The 24,225-nt window shown below is 36.7% G+C and carries 25 protein-coding genes, 1 tRNA gene, 1 rRNA gene and 1 riboswitch; of the genes, 11 read left to right on the top strand and 16 right to left on the bottom strand.

Annotated elements, in window-relative coordinates; genetic code table 11:
* The 5 genes from MLD65_RS03695 to MLD65_RS03675 form a co-directional block, all read right to left on the bottom strand.
* Positions 1 to 314: ribosomal RNA gene (locus MLD65_RS03695) — 16S ribosomal RNA — on the bottom strand; the annotation flags it as partial.
* Positions 315 to 832: 518 nt separating this feature from the next.
* Positions 833 to 1,588: an ABC transporter ATP-binding protein gene (locus tag MLD65_RS03690; RefSeq protein ID WP_347709260.1), complete on the bottom strand. Its 756-nt coding sequence runs from the start codon at positions 1,586 to 1,588 to the stop codon at positions 833 to 835.
* Between the two features lies 1 nt (position 1,589).
* Positions 1,590 to 2,561 carry an ABC transporter substrate-binding protein gene (locus MLD65_RS03685; RefSeq protein WP_243290531.1) on the bottom strand — a complete coding sequence of 324 codons (972 nt, stop codon included), beginning with the start codon at positions 2,559 to 2,561 and terminating at the stop codon, positions 1,590 to 1,592.
* Between the two features lie 34 nt (positions 2,562 to 2,595).
* Complete coding sequence (locus tag MLD65_RS03680; RefSeq protein WP_347709262.1) at positions 2,596 to 3,390, bottom strand: ABC transporter permease; 795 nt, start codon at positions 3,388 to 3,390, stop codon at positions 2,596 to 2,598.
* A 1-nt stretch (position 3,391) separates the two neighbouring features.
* A complete protein-coding gene (locus tag MLD65_RS03675; RefSeq protein ID WP_243290509.1) occupies positions 3,392 to 3,685 on the bottom strand; it encodes an MTH1187 family thiamine-binding protein in 294 nt (97 codons plus the stop codon).
* Positions 3,686 to 3,952: 267 nt separating this feature from the next.
* A riboswitch (TPP riboswitch) is annotated at positions 3,953 to 4,061 on the bottom strand.
* A gap of 364 nt (positions 4,062 to 4,425) precedes the next feature.
* On the opposite strand from MLD65_RS03675, the gene MLD65_RS03670 reads away from it, so the two are divergent.
* Positions 4,426 to 4,608 carry a hypothetical protein gene (locus tag MLD65_RS03670; protein ID WP_243290508.1) on the top strand — a complete coding sequence of 61 codons (183 nt, stop codon included), beginning with the start codon at positions 4,426 to 4,428 and terminating at the stop codon, positions 4,606 to 4,608.
* Between the two features lie 81 nt (positions 4,609 to 4,689).
* Here MLD65_RS03670 and MLD65_RS03665 read toward each other — a convergent pair whose 3' ends face one another.
* Positions 4,690 to 5,607, bottom strand: coding sequence for a DMT family transporter (locus MLD65_RS03665; RefSeq protein WP_243290507.1), 918 nt, complete (start codon positions 5,605 to 5,607; stop codon positions 4,690 to 4,692).
* Positions 5,608 to 5,777: 170 nt separating this feature from the next.
* Between MLD65_RS03665 and MLD65_RS03660 the strand changes: the two genes are divergently transcribed.
* Both MLD65_RS03660 and MLD65_RS03655 read left to right on the top strand, forming a co-directional pair.
* Positions 5,778 to 7,400: an AMP-binding protein gene (locus MLD65_RS03660; protein ID WP_243290506.1), complete on the top strand. Its 1,623-nt coding sequence runs from the start codon at positions 5,778 to 5,780 to the stop codon at positions 7,398 to 7,400.
* A gap of 138 nt (positions 7,401 to 7,538) precedes the next feature.
* Positions 7,539 to 7,611 (top strand) — tRNA-Ala (locus MLD65_RS03655).
* A 69-nt stretch (positions 7,612 to 7,680) separates the two neighbouring features.
* On the opposite strand, the gene MLD65_RS03650 is transcribed toward MLD65_RS03655, so the two are convergent.
* Complete coding sequence (locus MLD65_RS03650; protein WP_243290505.1) at positions 7,681 to 9,072, bottom strand: FMN-binding glutamate synthase family protein; 1,392 nt, start codon at positions 9,070 to 9,072, stop codon at positions 7,681 to 7,683.
* Between the two features lie 259 nt (positions 9,073 to 9,331).
* Here MLD65_RS03650 and MLD65_RS03645 point away from each other — a divergent pair, with 259 nt between their 5' ends.
* A complete protein-coding gene (locus MLD65_RS03645) occupies positions 9,332 to 10,138 on the top strand; it encodes a protein-glutamine gamma-glutamyltransferase (protein WP_243290504.1) in 807 nt (268 codons plus the stop codon).
* A 68-nt stretch (positions 10,139 to 10,206) separates the two neighbouring features.
* Positions 10,207 to 11,784, top strand: coding sequence for a Na+/H+ antiporter (locus MLD65_RS03640; protein WP_243290503.1), 1,578 nt, complete (start codon positions 10,207 to 10,209; stop codon positions 11,782 to 11,784).
* Between the two features lie 106 nt (positions 11,785 to 11,890).
* On the opposite strand, the gene MLD65_RS03635 is transcribed toward MLD65_RS03640, so the two are convergent.
* Both MLD65_RS03635 and MLD65_RS03630 read right to left on the bottom strand, forming a co-directional pair.
* On the bottom strand, positions 11,891 to 12,568 hold the full coding sequence (locus MLD65_RS03635) for a zinc metallopeptidase (RefSeq protein ID WP_243290502.1): 678 nt from the start codon (positions 12,566 to 12,568) through the stop codon (positions 11,891 to 11,893).
* A 135-nt stretch (positions 12,569 to 12,703) separates the two neighbouring features.
* The gene (locus MLD65_RS03630; RefSeq protein ID WP_243290501.1) at positions 12,704 to 12,928 is read right to left on the bottom strand and encodes a YuzI family membrane protein; all 225 of its coding nucleotides are present in this window, start codon (positions 12,926 to 12,928) and stop codon (positions 12,704 to 12,706) included.
* 196 nt (positions 12,929 to 13,124) lie between these two features.
* Here MLD65_RS03630 and MLD65_RS03625 point away from each other — a divergent pair, with 196 nt between their 5' ends.
* Positions 13,125 to 13,355, top strand: a complete 231-nt coding sequence (locus MLD65_RS03625; protein WP_243290500.1) for an atypical membrane-integrating protein (Mistic protein) — start codon at positions 13,125 to 13,127, stop codon at positions 13,353 to 13,355.
* A gap of 53 nt (positions 13,356 to 13,408) precedes the next feature.
* Positions 13,409 to 14,404, top strand: a complete 996-nt coding sequence (locus MLD65_RS03620) for a potassium channel family protein (protein WP_243290499.1) — start codon at positions 13,409 to 13,411, stop codon at positions 14,402 to 14,404.
* Here MLD65_RS03620 and MLD65_RS03615 read toward each other — a convergent pair.
* Positions 14,401 to 14,808: a YugN-like family protein gene (locus MLD65_RS03615; RefSeq protein WP_243290498.1), complete on the bottom strand. Its 408-nt coding sequence runs from the start codon at positions 14,806 to 14,808 to the stop codon at positions 14,401 to 14,403. The two genes, MLD65_RS03620 and MLD65_RS03615, sit on opposite strands and share 4 nt — an antisense overlap.
* Positions 14,809 to 15,022: 214 nt before the next feature.
* Positions 15,023 to 16,372 (bottom strand): glucose-6-phosphate isomerase, encoded by a 1,350-nt coding sequence (locus MLD65_RS03610; protein ID WP_243290497.1) that lies wholly within the window; start codon positions 16,370 to 16,372, stop codon positions 15,023 to 15,025.
* Positions 16,373 to 16,593: 221 nt separating this feature from the next.
* On the opposite strand from MLD65_RS03610, the gene MLD65_RS03605 reads away from it, so the two are divergent.
* Both MLD65_RS03605 and MLD65_RS03600 read left to right on the top strand, forming a co-directional pair.
* Positions 16,594 to 17,037: a GNAT family N-acetyltransferase gene (locus MLD65_RS03605; RefSeq protein ID WP_243290496.1), complete on the top strand. Its 444-nt coding sequence runs from the start codon at positions 16,594 to 16,596 to the stop codon at positions 17,035 to 17,037.
* A 72-nt stretch (positions 17,038 to 17,109) separates the two neighbouring features.
* Positions 17,110 to 17,343, top strand: coding sequence for a DUF378 domain-containing protein (locus MLD65_RS03600; RefSeq protein WP_243290495.1), 234 nt, complete (start codon positions 17,110 to 17,112; stop codon positions 17,341 to 17,343).
* A 77-nt stretch (positions 17,344 to 17,420) separates the two neighbouring features.
* On the opposite strand, the gene yugI is transcribed toward MLD65_RS03600, so the two are convergent.
* The 3 genes from yugI to MLD65_RS03585 form a co-directional block, all read right to left on the bottom strand.
* Positions 17,421 to 17,810 (bottom strand): S1 domain-containing post-transcriptional regulator GSP13, encoded by a 390-nt coding sequence (yugI, locus tag MLD65_RS03595; protein ID WP_243290494.1) that lies wholly within the window; start codon positions 17,808 to 17,810, stop codon positions 17,421 to 17,423.
* A gap of 334 nt (positions 17,811 to 18,144) precedes the next feature.
* Entirely contained in the window at positions 18,145 to 19,311 is a 1,167-nt protein-coding gene (locus MLD65_RS03590) for an aminotransferase (protein WP_243290493.1), read from the bottom strand.
* On the bottom strand, positions 19,308 to 19,808 hold the full coding sequence (locus MLD65_RS03585; RefSeq protein ID WP_243290530.1) for an Lrp/AsnC family transcriptional regulator: 501 nt from the start codon (positions 19,806 to 19,808) through the stop codon (positions 19,308 to 19,310). The genes MLD65_RS03590 and MLD65_RS03585 overlap by 4 nt, the downstream gene beginning before the upstream one ends.
* Before the next feature lie 208 nt (positions 19,809 to 20,016).
* Between MLD65_RS03585 and MLD65_RS03580 the strand changes: the two genes are divergently transcribed.
* Positions 20,017 to 20,820, top strand: a complete 804-nt coding sequence (locus tag MLD65_RS03580) for an alpha/beta fold hydrolase (protein WP_243290529.1) — start codon at positions 20,017 to 20,019, stop codon at positions 20,818 to 20,820.
* A gap of 55 nt (positions 20,821 to 20,875) precedes the next feature.
* Here the strand turns inward: MLD65_RS03580 and MLD65_RS03575 are convergent, their stop codons facing one another.
* Positions 20,876 to 21,139 (bottom strand): DUF1871 family protein, encoded by a 264-nt coding sequence (locus MLD65_RS03575; RefSeq protein WP_243290492.1) that lies wholly within the window; start codon positions 21,137 to 21,139, stop codon positions 20,876 to 20,878.
* A 100-nt stretch (positions 21,140 to 21,239) separates the two neighbouring features.
* Between MLD65_RS03575 and MLD65_RS03570 the strand changes: the two genes are divergently transcribed.
* Entirely contained in the window at positions 21,240 to 22,415 is a 1,176-nt protein-coding gene (locus tag MLD65_RS03570; protein ID WP_243290491.1) for a MalY/PatB family protein, read from the top strand.
* 140 nt (positions 22,416 to 22,555) lie between these two features.
* On the opposite strand, the gene MLD65_RS03565 is transcribed toward MLD65_RS03570, so the two are convergent.
* Positions 22,556 to 24,223 (bottom strand): glycoside hydrolase family 13 protein, encoded by a 1,668-nt coding sequence (locus MLD65_RS03565; RefSeq protein WP_243290490.1) that lies wholly within the window; start codon positions 24,221 to 24,223, stop codon positions 22,556 to 22,558.
* Positions 24,224 to 24,225 lie beyond the last annotated feature (2 nt).

Raw genomic sequence — 24,225 nt, 5'->3', positions numbered from 1 at the left:
TCACCCTCTCAGGTCGGCTACGCATCGTCGCCTTGGTGAGCCGTTACCTCACCAACTAGCTAATGCGCCGCGGGCCCATCTGTAAGTGGTAGCCGAAGCCACCTTTTATCCTCCCCTCATGCGAGGGGAAAAGTTATCCGGTATTAGCCCCGGTTTCCCGGAGTTATCCCAGTCTTACAGGCAGGTTGCCCACGTGTTACTCACCCGTTCGCCGCTAACGTCAAGGGAGCAAGCTCCCTATCCGTTCGCTCGACTTGCATGTATTAGGCACGCCGCCAGCGTTCGTCCTGAGCCAGGATCAAACTCTCCAAAAAAGTTTGACTTGCTCATAAAATAAATAGAATTAACAGAAACGCTTGGTTTTGTTTAGTTTTCAAAGATCATTTCAACTTGTTCAACAGCGACTTTTCCAATATAACATTCAACCAAATCGTTGTCAACATCTTTTTTTGATATTTCCCACTTCACTTTTTTTATCAATGAAGCGACGAAACATAATATACCATCTACATTTTATAATGTCAATATTTTTTATGAATAAAGTTATATCAATAAAATTTTTCCCACTTGTTTTATCAAGCGAAGTGATACTAATTTTATTGCACATTATATAGAATGTCAATAACTTTTTATATAATACTTCTCTTTTTTATCAATTCATTTTCATTCAATAGGTTAAATCCCTTCATCTATAAATCAGGCGTATAAACAGAAGTCATTTTTAATACGATTATTCAAACAGCCCAAGTTAGCTATTAAACCACAGATCCTAAGTAAAAGTATAGACTGTCGAAATCTTCACGACAGCCTAAAAACAATATGTTTTATATTATTATGCTGAAAATGTATAAAGTTGCGAAATCAACTCTTGTTTCAATTGTAACCACTCCGGTGTAGAAAATTGTTCTGGTGAACGAGGCCTTGGAATGGATACCTTTACTTCTTTCACAATTTCACCTGGGCGAGGTGACATCACATACACTCGATCCGACAATAAAATAGCTTCGTCAATATCATGTGTAATTAGTAATATCGTTAATTCTTTTTCTTCACATATATATAATAACCATTTTTGTAACTCAGCCCGAGTTAATGCATCTAGTTTTGCAAATGGCTCATCGAGTAACATTAATGATTTTTGACTTAGGAAGGTTCTTAAGAAATTGGCTCGCTGCCTCATCCCACCGGAAAGCATAAATGGAAAATCGTGTTCAAATCCTTTAAGTCCAAACTTTGAAAACAGCGCTATCGCCATTTCTTTCGCCTCTTTTTTTGAAACCCCTTGAATTTCAAGTGGTAAAATAACATTATCGAGAATGGTTCGCCAAGGAAATAGCACATCATTTTGCGGCATGAGTGCAACATGGCCAGTTTGTCCGACAATGTCTTCGTTCTCCAGATAGACTTTACCTGATGTCGGTTGTTCAAGACCTGCAACGATATTTAATAAGGTGCTTTTTCCACACCCGCTAGGACCGATGATGGTCACAAATTCTCCTTTTTCTATACGGATGTTAATGTGTTTTAATACATGTAATGGGCGATTCTTCTGTTGATATTGTTTAAAAAGATGTTGGACTTCAAGCATGTTACTCATTACCTTTAAGTAAGAATTCGTTCGTAAATGCTTTTTCTGCTTCAATATTCGTTTCAATGAGTCCTTGCTCAAACATCCAGTCAGCATATCGTTGCCATACTTCTTGTTTTTGAATACCCCATTGTTCTGCATTTCCTTTGTATTGATTACTTAACCATTTTTGACTTGCTAGGACTAATTCTTCATTTAAATCTGGCACATGTTTTAATAAGATATTTGCCGCCTCTTCCGGCTTTTCTATCGCATATTCGTACCCTTTTGTTGTTGCTTCTATAAATGCCTTCACCATATCAGCATCCTCATTAATATGATCCTCGCTCGTTACAATAATTGGTGTGTAGTAATTTAAGGATTCATCAATATCTTTTAAAAAGATATAATTTAATTCAATTCCTTGACGATCAGCCTCTACCCCATCCCAACCGTAATAAATCCATTCAAAGTCAGCATCCCTTCCTATTGATTGGAAGAAATCCGTTTGGCCGAGGGTCACTTGTTCAATCTTCGAATAGTCAATGTTATAGTTATCACTTAACGCTTTTAAAACTGCTTCTTCCGTAGGCGATCCCCAACCACCGTATCGCTTTCCTTCAAAATCTTTAGGCGTCTGAATATTCGCTTCTTTTAAAGATGCAAACGCAGACGTATTTTCTTGAATAATAGCAGCAACGGAAACAAGGGGAATACCTGTTGATCGTGCCTGTGTCAATGACTCTTGATAACTTACCGCAAAGTCAGCTTTACCAGATGCAACAACTTGTTCTGCTGACACACCTTCTCCAGGCTCTTGTATTTTCACATTAAGCCCTTGCTCTTTATAGTAACCATTTTCAATGGCGACATATATACCTGTGTGATTCGTGTTTGGAAACCAATCTAACATAATAGTTACATCTTTTAACGTCTCTTCGTTTTTCGCTTCATTTACATCTTGTTGTGAACATGCTCCTAACAAAACGAGCATGAAAATGGTTATAAAACTGATTAATTTTCTCATGTCATTCACCTCTGCTTATAGATTGCTGCTGTTTAAAATGCCATGCCATCGTCATTCTACCGATTAATTCAATAAGGAAAAAGATCGCTAAACTCAATAAAACTATGACAATGATTGTTGCAAAAACTCGTTCGGTTAAAAATGATTGGGAGGAGCGAGTTAACAAAATTCCTAAACCTTTGCTAGCACCAAGCCACTCACCAATAACAGCTCCCATGACACTATAAGTTCCAGCTATTTTTAAACCTGAGAAGAAAAATGGCATTGCCGATGGAAGCTTTAGTTTTTTAAATACTTGCCATCTAGTTGCACCTAACGATTGCATCAGCTTTTGCATATCTCGATCCACCAATTTCAACCCTTCCGATAAATTCATGGCGATTGGAAAGAAACATACAAGCGAAACAACCATGACCTTTGGCAAAATACCAAAGCCAAACCAGATGATAAATAATGGTGCTAATGCGATAATCGGAATCGTTTGTGAGATCACAAGAAGCGGATAAATCATTCTTCGTATATATATAGACGTATCCACAACAATTGCCGTTAATACTCCTACAACTAAAGCGATACATAAGCCGAGAACCGCTTCTATTAAAGTTTGCCAAATGTGACCGTATAATGTATTTTGCATTGATGCAAATGATTTTATAACTTCAGAAGGAGCAGGCAAAATCCACTTTTCAATCCCACTCCATCGAACCCCTACTTCCCATGCTATCAGTAAAATAAGGATGGCAAGCCAAGGTAATACAAGCTGAAGCCACTGTTGAAATAGGTTATTTCGTTTCATATTACTTTCGATATTTTTCAATCTTTTCATCAATGGTGACTCCTTTATGTGGGCGATAATGAATTTTCACATAAGTCATTACTTCACTCGCACCACCCTCAATACATGCATCTTGGGCACGCTTAACAATGTCGATAAGCTCATCTAGCTCACCTTCCATGACAGTCTCCATCGGTCCAACATCATATTTGACACCGGACTTCTGAACGACTTCAATTGCTTTATCGACAATTTCATACGTGTTTTGTTCAATTGATTTTGGAATGACTTGAAAGCCCAAATTGACTTTTGCCACTTTTTCATTCACCTCTTTCTCCAAATAAAGATCTGTAAAGTTTCCATAAAAAAAGCACAAGCACCTTGCTCAGCCTCGGGTAAAAATGTTCATTCAACGAAAAGAAGCTTTTTACCTTTACGGCGTAAGGTCATTTGACTCGAGAGGATAGGCGATGGAGCTAGACGTAAACATCTCCATACCTACACTTTAACGCTTTATCGAGTTTAAGTTTTCTAACATTAAAAAAGACTGCCATCTCGGCAGCCTTTTTAACGTAAAAAGAAGACAATATGCTTTATCTCTCCCTACGCTAGCATTACCCAGATCAGGTTAAAGGGTCGATACAATCTAGTATCCTCTCAGCCAAGTTCACTTAGCTCCCCACTTTCCTTATTATACTCGTTTTTAGCATACAGAAATCACATTCTTGTGTAAAGCACGAAAGTTCGACCAAATAGAGTCTTGTCGAATTTTGCAATATCATGTATATTATTAATTAAATTCATGAAATACCCTCATTGATTATATGAATGCTACCAAAGCAGTGTGTAGAAATAGAAATCGTTCTACGCATTGCTTTTTTATGTTTTCTTACTAGCTGTCAAAAATTGAATACGATCTATTCAACTAGAGTATCGTTATTTGTAAGAAATAATTCTAAAGATTAACTAAATTCACTTTCCTCTCTCTAAATAAGCATAATCCAATAATCTATTGAATGTAATAATAATAATAGATTAAATTTAGGAGGGTTACGAATGGTCATATCTCTTTTAATATTAACTTACATATTATCCATTTTACATTTCGCCTACGGGTACCGTGAAGCACTGCGGATTAGTGAAGAAGACGAAAAAGTGAATGGATGGCCCCTCATATTTTCCGTTCCGCTTGGGTTTGTTTTTGCCTTCTTTTCCGATTATTTTTACAGACTTCTGTAACTTCTCCACTTCCTATAGTAACCTGATTGTAAAAAAACCCTTTCTCATCCACTTCATGAAAAAGGGCTTTTTGTCCATTTATCAAGTTACAACATTCGATGGATCGGCTTTGTTTCCGACCTTTTTAAACTTTTTTTCAAAAGCAAACAATAAGATTCCTAGTACAATAATGGTCCCACCGATGACTTGAGATAACATAACCGTTTCACCAATTAATAAATAAGCTAAAATAATGGCACCGACTGGTTCAAATAATATCGAGATCGAGATAACGTTTGTACTTATCCATTTGACCGACCAATTAAATAATGAATGGCCAAGTAATGTTGGAATAATCGCTAATAGCAAAAAGTACACCCAATCACTTGTAGGATATCCACCTAGAGGATCACCAATGCTTAGGCAATAAAAAAACAACGTAACAGTGCTAATGCTATATACAATAAACGTATAAGCTGTTAATGAGTGTGTTTTTCTTACACGCTGTCCAAATAATAAGTAAGCAGTAATCATGGCACATGCCGCTAATGCTAAGAAGTCACCAAACAATGCCATTCCACTGACTTTAAAATCTCCCCAGCTAATAACAACGCTTCCAACAATCGCAATAATGGCACTTAAAATAGCGTGTATTGATATATTTTCTTTAAAAAATAAATACGTTCCAATGAAAGAAAAAATAGGTTGAAGTGTTACAAGTACAACTGAACTTGCAACCGATGTATATTCCAACGACTCAAACCACAAAATGAAGTGAAGCGCTAAAAACACTCCCGCAATAATGCTATATACCCACTCTTTTCTCGAAAATGTTTTGATCTCCGGCAAGCACTTCCATAAAAAGAATGGCATGATTAATAAAGCTGAAAAAAACAGACGGTAAAAAGCAATGACTCCAGCAGGTGCAGTAGAAAGCTTCACTAATACAGCAGAAGTTGAAACAGCAGTCACACCAATGGCTAGCGCTATATAAGGTAATGAATTCGTTGATGCTCTCACAGTTTTCCCCTCACATTCTCATCTAGGATGTTCATATTACATGCTACTCTGTATTTCCTTTTTCGTAAAGGGGGTTTTATTTTGACGAGAATTGTTGAAATTATTTTTCTGAAATATTAGAAAAATATATTATAATGAAAGCGTATTAAAAACTTTTTAAAGGAGGAAATATGGAAGGATTAAAAAACGTTACCATCGGACAATTGCTAGATGAAACCGTGAGAAAATATGGCAAACAGGAGGGAGTTGTTTATTCAAAAGAAGGGATACGCTTTACGTATAACGAATTTTTAGACGAAGTCAACAAACTTGCAAAAGCACTTATCGGATTAGGCGTACAAAAAGGGGAACATGTTGCGGTATGGGCGACAAATGTCCCTGAATGGCTACTTTTACAATTTGCTACTGCTAAAATCGGTGCCGTTTTAGTTACCGTTAACACAAGTTATCAAGCTCGAGAGCTTGAATATTTATTGAAGCAATCAGATTGTACAACACTTTTTCTTATCGACGGATTTAAAGGCACCTCGTACGTTGAAATCGCACAGTCAATAATTGCATCTAATGAAAATCTTCCACAATTCAAAAATCTCATCTACATAGGCAAAGACACCCCAGAAGGTATGCTTCATTGGGACAAACTTTTATCCTTGGCTGAATCGGTCAGTGATGAAGAGCTTAAAAACCGTGAACGTACACTATCACCAAACGATGTCATTAACATGCAATATACATCTGGAACAACCGGATTCCCAAAAGGGGTTATGCTTACCCATTACAATATTGTGAATAATGGTTATCTCGTTGCCCAGGCGATGAAACTGACTAACGAAGACCGCCTTTGTATCCCTGTCCCGTTTTTCCACTGTTTCGGATGTGTGTTAAGTACATTAGCTTGTGTTTCTGTTGGCGCGACGATGTTACCGATTGTAGAATTCAATGCAGAAGTCGTTCTTCAAACCGTTGAAAAAGAAAAGTGTACAGCTCTTCATGGTGTACCAACGATGTTTATTGCCGAACTTAATTTGCCAACCTTCTCTCAATATGATTTATCAACATTACGCACAGGGATTATGGCCGGCTCACCATGTCCGATTGAGGTCATGAAAAAAGTGATGAACAAAATGAATTTAACCGAAATCACGATTGCTTACGGTCAAACTGAATCTTCACCTGTTATTACACAAACGACGACGTCAGACCCAATCGAAAGGCGTGTTGAAACAGTTGGTAAACCTCATCCACATGTTGAAGTGAAAATTATTGATCCGACAACAGGAGAGACCGTTGGACCAAACGTTCAAGGAGAATTGTGTACAAGAGGCTATTTAGTGATGCGCGGCTATTATAAAATGCCGGAAGCAACAGCTGAAGCAATTGACGCAGAAGGTTGGCTACACACTGGAGACTTAGCGACAATGGATGAAGATGGATACGTCAAAATTACTGGTCGTTTAAAAGATATGATTATTCGCGGTGGGGAAAATGTGTACCCACGTGAAATCGAAGAATGTTTATACTTGCACGAAGCGATTCTTGACGTGCAAGTCATCGGGGTTCCTGATGAAAAATACGGAGAAATAGTCGCCGCTTGTATTAAATTAAAAGAAGGCTATACACTAACAAAAGAAGAATTAAGAGAATTTTGCCGTGACAAACTATCATTCTATAAAATTCCCGAGCACTACTTTTTTATTGATGAGTACCCAATGACCGCTTCAGGTAAAATTCAAAAGTTCAAACTTCGGGAGCAAGCTGGGGAATGGTTAAAGGAAAATATGTTAAAGAAATAAAAATAGATAAGATGACCGAAGAGGCTACAACTTCCTCGGTCATCTATTTTAACTGCAATTCCATGTTGATTTTTAATATCGTTTTTTATATTGACAAAAATTTAACCTACGCTATAAAATAAATTCAAACAAAATCGTGGGGCATTAGCTCAGTTGGGAGAGCGCTTGCATGGCATGCAAGAGGTCACCGGTTCGAGCCCGGTATGCTCCATTTACTTCGTTAGCTCAATCTTCATTTTCAAAGATTGAGCTTTATTTTTTGTCAAAATACATGGTAACTTCACGACTGTTCATATCTGTTGAATGAATAAGGTATGCCAATACAGTTTGCAATATGCTCATCATAAGAAACTAAGTCGTTCAAAGATAACTCACTCAAAGAAGTTTTGCCCATTGCCCTTAACGCAACTTTCATTTCTTCTGTGCACGCCGTTAAAAATTTATACCCTGCATCTGCTCCCTTTTGTATATCAAAGTCTTCATCATACTTTCCACCGTACCAAACAAGCTGTGTAGGGGGTTCCCATGGCAAAGGTTGATTCAATTGATTATGCGTGATGGCATATAACATAGCGGTTCCTAAATAAACCGCATCTGCTCCTAAAGCTAACACTTTTAAAAAATCTCCTGGATTGGTTAAACCTCCTGACACGAGTAAGCTTATTTTTCCCTTCTTCTCTCTTTGCTTTAAATGATTCGATGCTCGTACAATAGCATGAAGGGATGGAATGCCAAAATCATCTTGCAAAATAGGTGGGGCATCATGAGTGGAAGCCTGCCCACCGTCAATCGTAATAAAGTCAACACCCATTTCAATTAATCGATCGATATCATCCTCAATTTTCCCTCCTGAAGCAATTTTAACTCCTATTGGAACACCACCAGTGAAACTCCTCAATTCATTTACGAGTTCCTTTAAGTCTTGTAAAGTTTGATTTTCAAAAAAATGCTCGTAAATAATGGCGTCTTCCCCATCCTTTATGTTCATAACTTCTCTCGCCCGACCTTTCAGCTTTTCTGGTGGGATTTTTGCCCCCATTCCCATAAGTGCACCTTGTCCTAACTTAATTTCAATCATATTTGCTTGCTTCAATACGTCGTCTTCTTTTCCCCATGCTGTTTTTGAAAATTGAAGAATATAGTTTTCAGCAGCTTGAAGTTCTTCTTGTAATATCCCTCCTTCTCCAGAATTAATCGCTGTACCAGCCTTTGTAGCTGCCTCTGCTAAGGCAATTTTAGCTTTTTCGTTTAACCCAACTCCATAGCCCATTCCACTAATTAGTAAGGGAATTTGTAAATAAAGGGGTTTCTTAGCTGTTGGGCCGATGGTAACGGATACATCTACCTCCGTTTCTATACTTACCGGAAAGGGAGTTGTTTGTGCTGGAATAAAAGTAATAGGCTTAAAGTTAGGCCACTGTCTTGGAGAGCCCAGTGGCCGATGCAGTACATTCCCTCCTTCAGATCGCAAACTATTTTCAATAACCGTTAACATGCCGTAACGCTTTAATCCTGGAAATAGTTCAGCTAAATTCTCATCATACGCATCTGACAAAATTCTTCTCGTCATCATGTGGAAAACTCTTTTCACAACCCATTTCCAACTTAAAAGTAAAACAAAAAAGATGATGTTCAATAAAAGAAGGATGGCTAAAAGAATTTGAGTAATCATAAAGCACCTACTATCTACATAGAAGTTATGAAAAACTTTACGAATCTTCAATGTTGTATAATAACGTTTTTGAAAATATGTATAATTGAAAGTTTCTTTATTACGGATTATTTTTTCTCTTCTCTCCCGTTTTGATACTCGTTATTTCTATTCCTAGTACACTCCAAGGAGGATAAAAATTATTAATAATTATTAACTTGTCCATGTATATCAACGTTGTCCCCCTTTATAAACTTTAGTATTAAGGAGGTCGAATAACATGATTCTCATTCAAGATGTTCCGATAACAATGGAACGGTTAAGGCCGCTTTTTCCTCAAGAATGGTTACAAGAAATACTCGAGTTAATGGTGAAATATCGTGAAATTTACGCATACGAAAACATCCAACAGTTACATTTTGAATTAATAATGCGCCAAAACACAATGAATGCAGCTCAAAACTTACTAAAAAGTAAAGCAAAGTTTGCTACATTTGCAAAATCATATTGTAACGAAGAATTTTGGAACTTAAATGAAAAGGGAGCTTTCTTGCTAAAAAAGGGGAAGAAACCATCAGATGCGATAAATGATATTTTTATGAATGGGACGAAATATGCGTTTGAATGTGCTACTGCTATTGTCATTGTTTTTTACAAAGCAGCGTTAGACTCAATTGGCGAAAAAGCGTTTAATTATTTATTCCAAGGAATTGTTTTATATGATTGGCACTATGATGAGGACTTAGGTATTCATACACGTAGTGGAAATGATTTCTTACCAGGTGACTGCCTCTATTTTAAAAATCCTCAATTTGATCCGAAAACACCCCAATGGCGTGGCGAAAATACGATTTATCTAGGAAGAGATATGTATTACGGCCATGGGATTGGAATACGCTCGGCGAATGGAATGATTCAAGCATTAAACAAGTATCGAAAAGAAGGTGCTACCGAAACCGCTTATTTAAAACAACAAGTCACCCGTCCCGATTATCGCTACTTATCTTATTACGTTCATGCGTTACGAACTATGTCTGAAACAAATCAAGGATTTGCTCGTGTTGGTCAGTCGTTTTTCTATTTTTAAAGAGGATATTTTCCCTAGCAAAGATAAAAATAAGGAAGCACATGCCATTTGTATTGGAGGCGTAAACGATGGAAGATTTAGACCTTCATCACATTTTTCAACTTGCACTCATCCTAATCATGGTTGCTGCAGGCATTACAGCCATCGCCAAAAAACTAAAGCAACCTTATCCCATCGCTTTAGTCCTTATTGGAACATTTATCGGGATTACGCCCATTCCATTTTTAAGCCCGTTAAAATTTTTCACAGAAGGGGAAATTTTCAATTTTGCGATTATCACCCTCTTCCTACCGGCCTTATTAGGAGAAGCAGCATTAAAGCTTCCTTTTAAACATTTATATGAAAATCGGAAGCCCATTTTAGCACTCGCTTTTGGAGGTACGTTTTTATCATTTTTAATGATTGGCTTTCTTTCCTATTTTAGTTTACCGCTATCGTTATCGGCTGCATTTGTTTTTGCAGCATTAATGAGTGCAACAGATCCCGTTAGTGTTCTATCCATTTTTAAAAGTGTAGGTGTGCCGAAACGGCTTGCAACAGTTATTGAAGGAGAGAGCTTGTTTAACGATGGACTTGCGGTCGTACTGTTTAATATTTCAGCTTTTTCATTATTAAGCTATATCGATTTAGGCTGGCAAGGAGCGTTGCAAGGAACGTTTGAGTTCGTTCGGGTCATATCGCTAGGATTACTTACAGGTGGTAGTCTCGGTTATATTTTTTCTTTACTTACAAAATCGTTTGATGATTACCCACTTGAAATTATTTTTAGCATTATTTTATTTTACAGTTCCTTTTTACTCGCTGAACAAATTCATGCTTCAGGAGTTATCGCAGTTGTCGTCGCTGCATTAATTTTCGGTAATTTTGGAGCGAAAATCGGCATGAGTCCCTCAACGAAATTAAACATTAATAACTTTTGGGATGTTGCCGCATTGCTTGCAAACTCCATTGTGTTTTTAATGGTCGGGCTTGAAATCACAAGAGTAGATATTTCAAATAAATGGCCTCTCATTGTCATTGCACTTTTTATCGTTCTCATCGCTCGAAGCATCGCCGTTTACGGTAGCCTTCTTTTCAGTAGAAATATGTCAAATGCTTGGAAGCATATTTTAAACTGGGGTGGTTTAAAAGGGTCATTATCGATCGCACTCGTCTTAAGTTTACCTTATGATTTTGAAGGAAGAGAAACGATATTAATTTTAGCTTTTAGTGTCGTACTATTCTCTCTTCTCGTACAAGGGTTAACGATTAAACCGCTTATTAAAAAATTGAACATATTAAAAAAGGGTACAGAGGAAAAGGAATATGAAAGACTTCTTTGTGAACTCCATCGTTTCGAACGTGCATTGAATGAAATTGATCATATAAAAAAAGAGTTCTATATCGCAGAACCGGTAGCAAACGAGTTACGTATGGAATATGAGAAAAAAATCAATGGACTTCATTATAAGTTTGATGAATTATATAATCGCTCCCCACACCTAAAAGATAAACAAAAAAACACATTGCAAAAACATGTGTTATATGCAGAGCATGAAGCAATCACAACATTAGAAAAAGAAGACATTATTTCAAGTGATATGTCTCAAAAGCAAGTAGAGGAAATATATGATGAATTAGTGAAACAAGAAAACGGTCATGCTTAAAAACGTAAGCTGACCGTCTTTATTTTATTAAGATTTCATATTCAACTATCGTAGGTTGTCCTACTTATGTTTCTAGGTACTTATGATTTTAAAGAAAGTTTGTATCTTAGTCATCCTCATTCATTCCAATGAATATTAGAATGAAACGAAGTAATTCTATAACTGCAATGACAGTTGCTGCTACATAAGTTAGAGCGGCAGCGTTTAACACTTTTCTTGCTCCGCCTTCTTCATCATTTCTAATTAATCCTGAACCTACCATTAAATTAAGTGCTCTAGACGATGCGTTAAATTCTACAGGAAGTGTTACTACTTGGAATAACACAGCGGCAGCCATGGCAAAAATTCCAAGCAACAGAAGCCCAGATGCTTGAAATAACATGCCTGCGATAATTAAGAAGAAAGAGGCATTTGAACCAAAGCTAGCGACTGGAACTAGAGCATGTCTAAACCTTAATGGGGCGTAGTCTGATTTGTCCTGAATCGCGTGTCCGCACTCATGGATTCCAACTGAAAGTGCTGCTATGGATGTACCATAGAAATTATCTTCAGACAACCGAACAGTTTTCGTTCTTGGGTCATAATGGTCTGATAATTTTCCTCTACTTACCTCAACTCCAACATTGTATAATCCATTTTCATCTAGAATTTTTCTAGCTGCTTCTGCCCCTGTTAATCCCGATGAAGCAGGAACTTTTAAATATTTAGCATACGTACTCTTTAGATAAACATTAACTAAAATCGGCACAGCTAAAATGAGAATAAAATAAACAATGAACCCCATAAAAGTAACTCCTTTCTCACTTTACAAATTGATTATATCACATATTTGGAATTTTCTTATTCTAATCCAAAAACGTCCTTACGAAAGCTTTTTTACTTTCTACTATATATTTTTATAAAAAGTACAGAGCTTTGTCTACTTTTTTGCCTTCGGATAATACGCAACCGTCATGATTAAAATAAATCCGACAAGCAATAAATAAAAAGATGTTCTTCCTGTAATAATTTGGATAAACTCCATTATTGAATAGTCTTGCGTATAGTAATCATACAAATTTAAGTCTAAAATTAACGAAATTCCACCAATAACTCCTAAATGAACGCCTACAACCAGGAGAATTAATCTACCTTTAAAGGTCATATCCATCCCCTCATATTTTAACGTCTTACTTCATGTTTATGGTGGATTTAGGACAGATATACATTTAGTGTATCATTACTCGAGCCTTCACTCCTTTCAACACCTTTATTATACGAAACATTGTAAAGTAGGTTTCAATAAATTGATGAAACGATTGTTTTTTTTTGCACATACTACAACTTAATGAGGTGAGAAAATGAAATTATCCCCAGATGAAAAACAAGAGCTAAGTGACTCCATTGATAAAATGAACGAAGCTTTAGATATATTCATTCAACTATATAATGATGCAGATGAAGACAAGCGAATCATCGAATTTGACGACGAAACAGTTCAAATCCTTGAACAAGCAATTGATTCTTACGGTAAAGAAGTGATTGAAAAAAAGGTAAATACGATTATTCGTGAAATTTTCTCGTTTCATTGACCACTTGATGTAACGTGTAACGTTCACACCCCATCGTTAAGGAGGAGTCCTAAATGAATGTACATAAATGGTGGATAAACTACTTAAAGTGGCCTATATTTCTCCGTATTTCCATGATTGTTATTTTGATTGTTTTATTTTTCGGCTTTATGATTAGTCTCATTGAACCAAAAGAGTTTCCTACTATGTTAGAAGGAATATGGTGGGCGGTTGTAACAATTTCTACCGTTGGATATGGTGACTTTGCGCCTAAAACGATTTTAGGTCGCTCGCTTGGGCTCATGCTCATTTTTATCGGAGCGAGCTTTATTACAGCGTTTTTTGCTTCTCTTTCAACCGCGACGATTCAAAAACAAAATGAACGGATAAATGGCAAGCAATCCTATACAGGTTCGCAACATATCATTGTTGTAGGATGGAATGAAAAAACGAATGAGTTAGTGAAAATGCTTCGCTTCCATCGTCCTTTTCACACCATCGTTTTAATTGATGCCTCATTAGAAAAAGCGCCATATATTGACGAGAAGATTTATTTCATTAAAGGAAATCCAACCGATGACTCATCCTTGCAAAGTGCTAATATAAAAAAAGCACAAGCTGTTTTTATTACATCGGATCAACATAAAGATGAGCGGCATGCGGATATGCAAACCATTTCGATTTTGCTTGCTGTCAAAGGATTAAACCCTTCCATTTATACCGTTTGCGAAATTTTAACTGAAACTCAAGCAAATAATGCCTATCGCGCTGGAGCGAATGAATTAATCAAATCGTATAAGTTAACGAGTCAAGTGATGATGTCGAGCTTCCTGTCGAAAAACAGCTTCGCACAAATTTTCACTGAACTATGCCCAGCAAATGGGACGTTTTTGACAACAGAGGAAGTGACAGAAGAAAAAATCGGACAAACAGTTGAAGTCATTCACTTTCAATTGTTTCAAGATCAAAAAATATTATTCGGCGTGAAAAAAGGAGAGGAATTAATGTTAAACCCTCCCCATCATTACGTCATCGGAAAAGACGATGTACTCCTCGTATTGAAAGGCTAAAGATCCAAAAGAATAGCTTCCAATTCTTTAACTAACGACTTTCCTAAATCAATAAACTTTTCCGGGAAAGTCGCATCTGGATCTTGCGGTTCAGAAAATTGATTAATCGATGCAGAAAAATTCCCCGTATTTGCGTGATCATCTAGTCCAACCTGGTATCTATGTGATAAAAGAAACGGACGTCCAAATTTCACCGTTGCATTTTTAGCATCAAGCTGGCCATCCACTGATTCAAACGGGACACGTAAAAACTGATACCCTACTTCATCATCGATTTTATAATCAAAGCTTCCATGATCATAATCCCAATTCCCACCAATTACATACCCTAAAGGCTTCAGCTTCTCTTCTAATATATTTAAGTTAAACGACTTTCCTTCAATTGAAGAAGGGATTTCAATCATGCTAACCAATCCTTCCTTATACAATTTCTTTTTTATCTTTACCTTTTGGATGATTTTCATGCCGATTCCATTGAAAATCGTTCATGAAGTTAAGTTGGATAATCACATGTTACGGTTAATTTTTTATACCTTGCGGATTGTTAATTTTTCAGCAAGCAAAAAACATAAAAAAAGAGACTTCACCCATTCATGTGAAGTCTCTCTTTTTAAATCATTATTTTAAACGTTTTTCTAATTCAGCTTTTTTCTCCTCGAAGCCTGGTTTTCCAAGAAGAGCAAACATATTTGTTTTATATGCCTCTACACCTGGTTGATCAAATGGATTTACACCCATTAAATATCCACTCATCGCACACGCTTTTTCAAAGAAGTATACGAGGTAACCAAATGTGTATTCGTTTAGTTCTGGAATGTTAACAACTAAGTTTGGTACACCACCGTCTGTATGCGCAAGCATAGTTCCTTCAAATGCTTTTTTGTTGACGAAATCAACTGTTTTTCCAGCTAAATAGTTTAAACCATCTAAGTTATCCGCATCTTCTTCAATCGTTAATTCGTGACGAGGTTTCTCAACATTAATGACGGTTTCAAATAAATCTCTTCTTCCTTCTTGTACGTATTGTCCTAAGGAATGGAGGTCTGTTGAGAAGTTTGCTGACGCTGGGAAAATTCCCTTTTGGTCTTTTCCTTCGCTCTCACCAAATAGTTGTTTCCACCATTCTGCAAAGTATTGTAATGCTGGCTCATAGTTAATAAGCATTTCAATCGTTTTCCCTTTATTGTAAAGGACGTTACGGACAACCGCATATTGGTAAGCTGGGTTTTCCATTAATTCAGATTTACCAAAGTCACGGCTTGCATCTTGTGCACCTTTCATCATTGCTTCAATATCCGCTCCTGCTACAGCAATCGGTAATAAACCTACTGCCGTTAAAACCGAATATCGTCCACCAACATCGTCAGGAATGATGAATGACTCATAGCCTTCTTCGTTTGCGAGTGTTTTTAAAGCACCGCGTTCACGATCTGTCGTTGCGTAAATGCGTTTTTTCGCTTCCTCTTTTCCATATTTCTCTTCAAGAAGGCTCTTAAAGATTCGAAAAGCAATTGCTGGTTCTGTTGTTGTACCCGATTTAGAAATGACGTTAATAGAAAAATCTTTTCCATCTAATAAATCTTTAACGTCTTTTATATATGTAGAACTAATGTTATTTCCTACAAAAATAACTTGTGGTGTTTCACGCTTTTCTTTCGGTAACGCATTATAGAAAGAATGGTTTAACATCTCAATAGCAGCACGTGCCCCTAAATAAGAGCCTCCAATTCCGATGACAAGTAATATATCTGAATCAGACTTGATTTTTTCAGCACTTTTTTGAATGCGCTCAAATTCTTCACGATCATATTCGTTAGGTAAGTCAACCCATCCTAAAAAATCACTTCCTGCACCTGTTTTCTCATGAATAGAATGGTGAGCTACCTTCACGAAATCTTGTAAGTATGTAACTTCATGTTCTTGAAAAAAAGAGAGTGCTTTAGAATAATCAAAGCGAACATGCGTCATATTTTTGATCCTCCATTTGTTTTAAAATTTACTCATTCTTCACTTTATCGAAATAAATCATGTAAATCAAGCGATCACTCAAGTGTAAACGTATCCAAAATAAACGATTTTTCGATATTGTTCAAAAACAGTAGAATTCATTGTATTTTTCCCAATAAACAGCTTCTTATGAAGCGATCCTTTATAATAAAGGTAGAACGAATTGGAGAGAGGTGAAATAAATGGAAATTAAAAAGTTTATAAATGTACCAGACAAAAAGTTGATCGATTCGATCCAAGAGCTACACGTTCTAATCTTTGGACACCCCTTTTCATTCGAACGATTGCAAACGAAGAACAACATATTAATGTTACTAGCAATCGAAGACAATAAAGTCATCGGCTATAAAATTGGCTACGAAGAAAATGAAAAATACTTTTATAGCTGGATCGGTGGGGTACATCCAAATTATCGTAATTATGGGATTGCCTCTAAGCTTATGTATCTTCAGCATAGCTGGTGTGAGGAGAACGGGTATCAAGCCGTCAAAACAAAAACAAAAAATAAATGGAGAAATATGCTCATTTTGAATTTGAAGCATGGCTTTGATATCATCGGAACTTATACCGATTCAAAAGGAGAGGCAAAAATAATCCTTCAAAAGCAATTAGAAAAAGGTAAATAAGCTCCATATGAATAGGTTTCATTTATTTTTGGCAAATTAATCATGAAGTCAAAATTTTAAGGAGGAAACTTCATGAGCGCAATTCAGCGTATTGCACTTGTACTTACTATTATTGGTGCTATCAATTGGGGCTTAATTGGATTTTTTCAGTTTGATTTAGTTGCAGCAATTTTTGGTGGTCAAAATGCTGCAATCTCCCGAATTATATACGGTCTAGTCGGCATTTCAGGTTTAATTAATCTTGGGTTACTATTAAAGCCAACAGAAGAATTAGTTCGCGATGAACCAAGACCCGAAACACGTTGAGGTAAAAACGAAAAACACCGGTAGAGACGAACCGGTGTTTTTTTTGTAAGCTGAGAAAAGCTTGTTAAAAATATAGGTTATTTTTTAATTAAATCTTCTCGTTTAGATTGATCAATCCACTCTTGTAATTTTTCTTTTAATGTGTTAAAACCTTCTGTTGAAGAAGACTCAACTTTTGGTTTCACACTCGCTGCACGCTTTTTTGTACGAGTTTCTTTCGGCGCTTCTTCCGTTGCACGAATGGATAAACTAATTTTTCCTTTTTCTTCATCAACCGATAACACTTTTACCTTAACCTCTTGTCCAACTTGAAGATGCTCTTCTATATTCTTTACATAAGCATGTGTAATTTCGGAAATATGGACAAGACCTTGCGTTTCTTCATCAAGTGCAACAAACGCACCGTATGGTTGAATACCTGTTACTTTACCGTTAACAACTGTACCGACTTCAAATTTATTTGACATGGAAACACTCCTATTTAATTTTTTATATTTCCCGTTATACGCAATTTTAAATTATACCATAGTTATATTACATAATCAAAAACATTTTAATACTTTCTCTATATCTAGCTTTCACATCTTATCAGAAATAAATTTATGATGTTTAAAAAATTTGCAGATGGGAATAATTCTTTATTACAAGGCTTTCTAGTATTCCCCCCCTTTTTGTTGATAGGCTGTCCATAATTAAATGGACAGCCATATTATTTTATCGATATAAAGCGAAACTTCATTCAGTGGGGGTCTTACTGCCCGTTAAGAGTGGGATAAAAAACACCAGCTAAGGTAGCTGGTGTTATCGTGTCTTCAAAAAATTTTTCATTCGTTTAATTGCCTCTTGCAATTGATCCATGGAGGAAGCATAAGAGCATCGAATATAACCTTCACCACTTTTACCAAATACATTTCCGGGAACAACGGCTACTTTTTCTTGTATTAGTAATTTTTCAGCAAACTCCTCAGATGTCATTCCAGTGGATTGAATACTTGGAAAAGCGTAAAACGCACCTCCTGGCATATGACAAGATAAGCCAATTTCATTTAACGATTTTACAAAATAATTGCGACGTCTTTTATAGCTTTTTTTCATTGCCGTTACATCTTCAAGGCCATTTCTTAATGCTTCTAATGCAGCAAATTGAGCCATTGTTGGTGCACACATAATCGCGTATTGATGAATTTTCAGCATAGCTTGGAGAAGCGTTGCCTCAGCAGCAATAAAACCGAGACGCCAGCCTGTCATAGCAAACCCTTTCGAAAAGCCCGAAACTAATATTGTCCGATCTCTCATGTTCGGTAAGCTCGGGAAGCTTGTAAAGGATTCATCATATGTTAATTCTGCATAAATTTCATCCATGATGACGAGTAAATCGTATTCCTCTGCAATATTAGCGATAATATGTAATTCATCTTTTGACAAAACAGTGCCTGTCGGGTTACTTGGCGTACAGATCATCATCGCTTTCGTTCTCTCTGTTATCGCTGAACGGATCGAGTCTGGATGAATACGAAAACCGTCACTACCTGAAGTAGAAATATGGATAGGGACTCCTCCAGCCAATTTGACAAGGGAGTCATATGAAACGAAGCAAGGTTCAACAATTAAAACCTCTTCCCCTTCATTTAAAATTGCTCGAAAAGCTAAGTCTAATGCTTGACTAGCCCCTACTGTGACAAGAAGTTCTTCCTTTGGATTATACGTTACGTGAAAACGATTTTGTAAATATAAACCAATCTCTTCTCTTAATTCTATAAGTCCAGCGTTTGCAGTATACGCTGTATATCCTTGTTCAAGCGATAAAATCGACGCCTCTCTTGCATTCCAAGGTGTTACAAAATCAGGTTCTCCTACTCCTAATGAAATAACCCCTTCCATACTTTCTGCTAAATCGAAAAACTTGCGAATACCAGAAGGCTTTAAACTTCTGACAGTGTTAGATATATATCGCTCTTTTGTTTTCATGGTGACACCACAATTCGTTTATCATCATCGCCATGTTCAAACACAACGCCGTCATGCTTGTATTTTTTCAATATAAAGTGAGTGGTTGTCGAGATCACAGAATCAAGCGTTGAAAGTTTTTCTGATACGAAATGAGCAATATGTGACATCGATTTCCCTTCAATTATGACCGATAAATCATATGCCCCTGACATTAAATAAACGGATTTTACTTCGTTAAAACGATAAATTCTTTCTGCAACTTCATGAAATCCGACACCACGTTTAGGTGTTACCTTTACATCAATCATGGCCGTAACCCCTTCATGACCTTCAACTTTTTTCCAGTCAATCGTCGTTGAATAATCGACGATAACTTTTCGATCTTCAAGCCCCTTTATTAATCGTTTAGTTTCATCTATTGATAAATCAATCATTTTCGCCATTGTTTCAAACGACAAACGACTATCTTTTTCAAGAATTTCCAAAATTTCCGTTTCTTTTTCTGTTAATTTCATCATCTTCACCCCAAACAACTTTCTGATAATTATAAATCATATGGAAACATTTTTACATGCCCTTTTATTAATTTTTAACGATAACAAAAACAAAATCGGGAAACATAAACATAATTCTATTCTCCGTGTTAGTCCCATTACTTTAAAAACAATTTACACAGTCATAATAGAAGGAGTGAAAGAAACGGTGACAAGCGATATTTATTGTATGCGAAACATCAGAGGTATAAATGTACATATTGAACATCATCATGCAAATAGAAACCGACCAACATTACTGTTAGTACACGGTTTCTTATCCTCCACTTTTAGCTTTAGACGTGTCATCCCCCTCTTGAAGGAGGAGTTTAATATTCTTGCACTTGACTTACCACCGTTTGGAAAAACAGAAAAATCAACGCGGTTTGTTTATTCTTACGATAATATGGCAAGAGTCGTGATTGATCTATTACTTGTACATCAAGTAAAAAATGTAATTGGTGTCGGTCATTCGATGGGGGGACAAATATTACTTTACGCATCACGAAAACGCCCCGATTTATTTGAAAAAATTATTTTACTATGCAGTTCTGGCTATTTAAAACGTTCTCATCCAACACTAATATTCGGGTCGTACCTTCCGTATTTTTCATTTTATGTAAGACAAGTATTAGCGAAACAAGGAATATGGAATAGTTTGCGTAATGTCGTATATGACCATTCTTTAATTAACCAAGAAATGTTACAAGGGTACTTGGAGCCATTCCATGATGAAAAAATATTTCGTGCTTTAACAAAGATGATCCGCGATCGAGAAGGAGACTTACCTTCAGAGGAATTAAATAAAATTGAAACACCTTGCTTGCTCGTTTGGGGAGAAGAAGATCGAGTCGTACCGGTGGAGGTTGGAAAACGGTTGTCACAAGATTTGCCGAATTCAAACTTTATTTCTTTAAAGAAGACGGGGCATTTAGTTCCGGAAGAAAAACCTGAACATGTTTCACAACATATTTTAAACTTTTGCTTAGGGTAATCGAAACAGTAACTCCTACTTCCTAACCAAACGGTGGAAGTAGGAGTTGCTTTCGTTACGGTAAATCACATGAAATTTGATTTTTAATCATTAAGAGCTGTTTAGCCATTTTTGTGCATGCGGAAAGCGGGATGATTTCTTCAAAAGAAAATTCATATACCGATTGGATTTTCCTTGCTAATTTGTCCACATCATCTATCAAGTGAACAGCCTCTAAAACGTCTATCACTTCCGTTTCGTACGCATCTTCACCATAACCAAGCGGGTCCCATTCAGAAAGCAATGCCAGCATTTGATAATTTGCATCTCTCATTTCCATCGTGCATCACCTTTTGTAATCAAATTGTTTGCCATGTCATTGTACCATAGTTACGATTGAAGAAAAGGACTACATAAATTAAATTATACGAGGTGATACAATGCATGATTTTGACGTAGTGTTGAATCGAAAAGGGACAGCTTCTGTTAAATGGGATTTGACGAAAGATTTTTTTGGCGCAGATGATGTTCTTCCGATGTGGGTTGCAGATATGGATTTCCCATCCCCACCTGAAGTATTAGATGCACTAACGAAGCGAATCGAACATGGGATTTTCGGTTATACATTCCCATCCTCACAAACGAAAACAATTGTTCAAAAGTGGTTAAAACGAAGACATAACTGGGACATTCCTTTATCATCCATTGAATTTTCAGCTGGTATTGTCCAAGCTTTAAGCACGTTAATTCGTGTGCTGACGGAAGAAGGCGATCATATCGTTATTCAACCCCCAGTATATCACCCTTTCTTTGACATGGTTCGATTAAATAATCGGACAGTAATCGAAAACAAGCTACAACTCATCGATGGACAATACGAAATCGACTTCTCTCATCTAGAAGAAGTGCTTGCAAATGAAAAAACAAAGCTGTTGCTCTTATGTAATCCACAGAATCCGAGCGGGCGTGTTTGGACAAAAGAAGAGCTCAAAAAAATTGGCAACCTATGTTTAGCACACAATGTTTTCGTCATTTCCGATGAAATTCATTCGGATTTAACGTTATTCAACCATAAGCATACTCCATTTGCTTCAGTGGATGAGCGCTTTTCCGACTTTTCCGTTACATGCATTGCACCGAGTAAAACGTTTAACTTAGCTGGATTACAAGCTTCTGCCGTTATTATCCCAAATAGCAAAATACGGAAACCTTATAAAGAACTCGAGAAAAAACAAGGCATTTTTACATTAAATACACTAGGCATCACCGCTATGGAAGCTGCCTATGAGTACGGTGAGGAGTGGTTAAACAACTTACTTGTATACATTGAAGAAAATGTGAAATACGTTGAAGCTTTTTTGAAAGAAGCGTTACCGTCTTTACATGTGATTAGACCGCAGTCTACTTATTTAGTATGGATCGATTACCGGGAATTGCACATAGAAGAAAAAGAGCTTGAGTCATTACTATTAAAAACCGGGAAGCTCGCCTTAGAAATGGGGAGTAAATACGGTGAAAACGGGGAAGGCTTTGTACGTATGAATATTGCCGCACCGAAAGAAATCGTTCAAGAAGGGCTTAAGCGACTTAAAAAAGCATTGGATTCTATACGTTAACGGGGCTGTTCGAAAAATAGTATTTACGTCCTGAAATCTAAAAAGATAGACCCAAAGAATATTGATTTTACAGCATTCTCTGGGTCTTAATTTTGGACTACTTTATCCTAATATGGACTTTTTAGACAGACTCTTCTTCATTATTTTTTGTAATACACAAGAACCTCATACGGCCTTAACGTAGGGAATTGAACATCTTCATAGTTTTGTAACAACAGTGACGCTTCGCAAGTCGGCATTCCTTCAACAGATACAGTTTCACCTGTAAAATTACAAAGCACTGTTAATGTTTCATTTTCGTACGTTCTCTCATAACAAAAAACATCTTCACGCTCTTCCAATAATAATGTAAAATCACCGTATGTCATAATCGGCATTTCTTTCCGAAGCTTAATTAATCGCTGGTAAAAATAAAAGATGGAATTTTCATCTTGAAGAGCGTTTTCAACGTTAATGATTGGGAAATTTGGATTCACTTTTAACCACGGGGTTCCCGTTGTAAAACCAGCATGATCCGCATTCGACCATTGCATTGGCGTACGCGCATTATCACGTCCCTTTGTAAAAATAGCGTTCATAATACGGTCATGTGGCCAGCCCATTTCCTCTAAATCTTTATAAATATTTAGCGTCTCAATGTCACGGTAATCGTCTAAATTCGAAAAGGCAACATTTGTCATACCGATTTCTTCCCCTTGATAAATATAAGGGGTTCCTTGCATAAAGTGAAGGCACGCACCTAACATTTTCGCTGACTGAACTCGGTAAGTCGAATCATCTCCAAACCTTGATACGATACGCGGCTGATCATGGTTATTCCAATATAAACTATTCCAGCCTTGCTGATGCAAGCCTCGTTGCCATTTGGCAAAGTTCTTTTTTAAGTCGGTGAGTTTTAACGGCTTTAAATTCCACTTCATACCGTCACTGTCTAAATCCATATGTTCAAACGTAAAAATCATATTAAGTTCATTTCGCAATGGACTTGTAAACAGATTGGCATCCTCGACAGTTGCTCCCGGCATCTCTCCTACTGTCATCACATCATAGTGAGCTAGCACTTCACGGTGCATTTCTTGTAAAAATTCATGAATTTTTGGCCCATTCATAAAGTAAGGGGTACCGTCTCCGTATCCGTTTTGTGTCATCGTTCCGTCTGGAAATGCTTGATCCTTTGAAATAAAGTTGATGACGTCCATTCGGAACCCATCGACACCTTTATCAAGCCAAAATCGCATAATTTTATACACTTCTTGGCGAACTTTTTCATTTTCCCAGTTTAAATCCGGCTGTTTTTTTGAAAACAAATGTAAATAATATTCATTCGTTCTTTCGTCATATTCCCAAGCAGAACCACTAAAAAAGGAGCCCCAATTGTTTGGAGGATTTCCATTTTCACCTTTACGCCATATGTAATAATCACGATATCGGTTTGTTATATCCTTTTTGGATTGTACAAACCATTCGTGTTCATCCGATGTATGGTTGACAACGAGATCCATCATTAATTTCAAATCGCGTTTGTGCATTTCTTCAATCATGACATCAAAATCTTCCATCGTTCCGAATTCTTCCATAATTTTCGTATAATCTCGAATATCATACCCGTTGTCATCATTTGGTGAATCGTAAATCGGGCTTAACCAAATCACATCAACGCCGAGTGATTTTAAATAATCAAGCTTTTGTACAATTCCTTGTAAATCCCCGATACCGTCTCCATTATAATCCATAAAGCTCCGAGGATAAATTTGATAAACAACAGCCTTTTGCCACCACATAGCATTGCCTTTGACACATGTAACCATTT

Origin of the sequence: Bacillus sp. FJAT-47783 (assembly GCF_022808615.1) — a bacterium.
GTDB lineage: Bacteria > Bacillota > Bacilli > Bacillales > Aeribacillaceae > Bacillus_BZ.
This window is presented reverse-complemented; position numbering and strand designations above follow the sequence as displayed.

Excerpts from the sequence above, each read along its gene's own strand:
- MLD65_RS03580 (WP_243290529.1), top strand. The coding sequence starts at position 20,017 with ATGCGAAACATCAGAGGTATAAATGTACATATTGAACATCATCATGCA.
- MLD65_RS03565 (WP_243290490.1), bottom strand. The coding sequence starts at position 24,223 with ATGGTTACATGTGTCAAAGGCAATGCTATGTGGTGGCAAAAGGCTGTT.
- MLD65_RS03615 (WP_243290498.1), bottom strand. The coding sequence starts at position 14,808 with ATGATTGAAATCCCTTCTTCAATTGAAGGAAAGTCGTTTAACTTAAAT.
- MLD65_RS03660 (WP_243290506.1), top strand. The coding sequence starts at position 5,778 with ATGGAAGGATTAAAAAACGTTACCATCGGACAATTGCTAGATGAAACC.
- MLD65_RS03625 (WP_243290500.1), top strand. The coding sequence starts at position 13,125 with ATGAAATTATCCCCAGATGAAAAACAAGAGCTAAGTGACTCCATTGAT.
- MLD65_RS03680 (WP_347709262.1), bottom strand. The coding sequence starts at position 3,390 with ATGAAACGAAATAACCTATTTCAACAGTGGCTTCAGCTTGTATTACCT.
- MLD65_RS03590 (WP_243290493.1), bottom strand. The coding sequence starts at position 19,311 with ATGAAAACAAAAGAGCGATATATATCTAACACTGTCAGAAGTTTAAAG.
- MLD65_RS03620 (WP_243290499.1), top strand. The coding sequence starts at position 13,409 with ATGAATGTACATAAATGGTGGATAAACTACTTAAAGTGGCCTATATTT.
- MLD65_RS03645 (WP_243290504.1), top strand. The coding sequence starts at position 9,332 with ATGATTCTCATTCAAGATGTTCCGATAACAATGGAACGGTTAAGGCCG.
- MLD65_RS03670 (WP_243290508.1), top strand. The coding sequence starts at position 4,426 with ATGGTCATATCTCTTTTAATATTAACTTACATATTATCCATTTTACAT.
- MLD65_RS03610 (WP_243290497.1), bottom strand. The coding sequence starts at position 16,372 with ATGACGCATGTTCGCTTTGATTATTCTAAAGCACTCTCTTTTTTTCAA.
- MLD65_RS03690 (WP_347709260.1), bottom strand. The coding sequence starts at position 1,588 with ATGCTTGAAGTCCAACATCTTTTTAAACAATATCAACAGAAGAATCGC.
- MLD65_RS03630 (WP_243290501.1), bottom strand. The coding sequence starts at position 12,928 with ATGACCTTTAAAGGTAGATTAATTCTCCTGGTTGTAGGCGTTCATTTA.
- MLD65_RS03585 (WP_243290530.1), bottom strand. The coding sequence starts at position 19,808 with ATGAAATTAACAGAAAAAGAAACGGAAATTTTGGAAATTCTTGAAAAA.
- MLD65_RS03570 (WP_243290491.1), top strand. The coding sequence starts at position 21,240 with ATGCATGATTTTGACGTAGTGTTGAATCGAAAAGGGACAGCTTCTGTT.
- MLD65_RS03640 (WP_243290503.1), top strand. The coding sequence starts at position 10,207 with ATGGAAGATTTAGACCTTCATCACATTTTTCAACTTGCACTCATCCTA.
- MLD65_RS03600 (WP_243290495.1), top strand. The coding sequence starts at position 17,110 with ATGAGCGCAATTCAGCGTATTGCACTTGTACTTACTATTATTGGTGCT.
- MLD65_RS03575 (WP_243290492.1), bottom strand. The coding sequence starts at position 21,139 with ATGGAAATGAGAGATGCAAATTATCAAATGCTGGCATTGCTTTCTGAA.
- MLD65_RS03650 (WP_243290505.1), bottom strand. The coding sequence starts at position 9,072 with ATGATTACTCAAATTCTTTTAGCCATCCTTCTTTTATTGAACATCATC.
- MLD65_RS03685 (WP_243290531.1), bottom strand. The coding sequence starts at position 2,561 with ATGCTCGTTTTGTTAGGAGCATGTTCACAACAAGATGTAAATGAAGCG.
- MLD65_RS03605 (WP_243290496.1), top strand. The coding sequence starts at position 16,594 with ATGGAAATTAAAAAGTTTATAAATGTACCAGACAAAAAGTTGATCGAT.
- MLD65_RS03635 (WP_243290502.1), bottom strand. The coding sequence starts at position 12,568 with ATGGGGTTCATTGTTTATTTTATTCTCATTTTAGCTGTGCCGATTTTA.
- yugI (WP_243290494.1), bottom strand. The coding sequence starts at position 17,810 with ATGTCAAATAAATTTGAAGTCGGTACAGTTGTTAACGGTAAAGTAACA.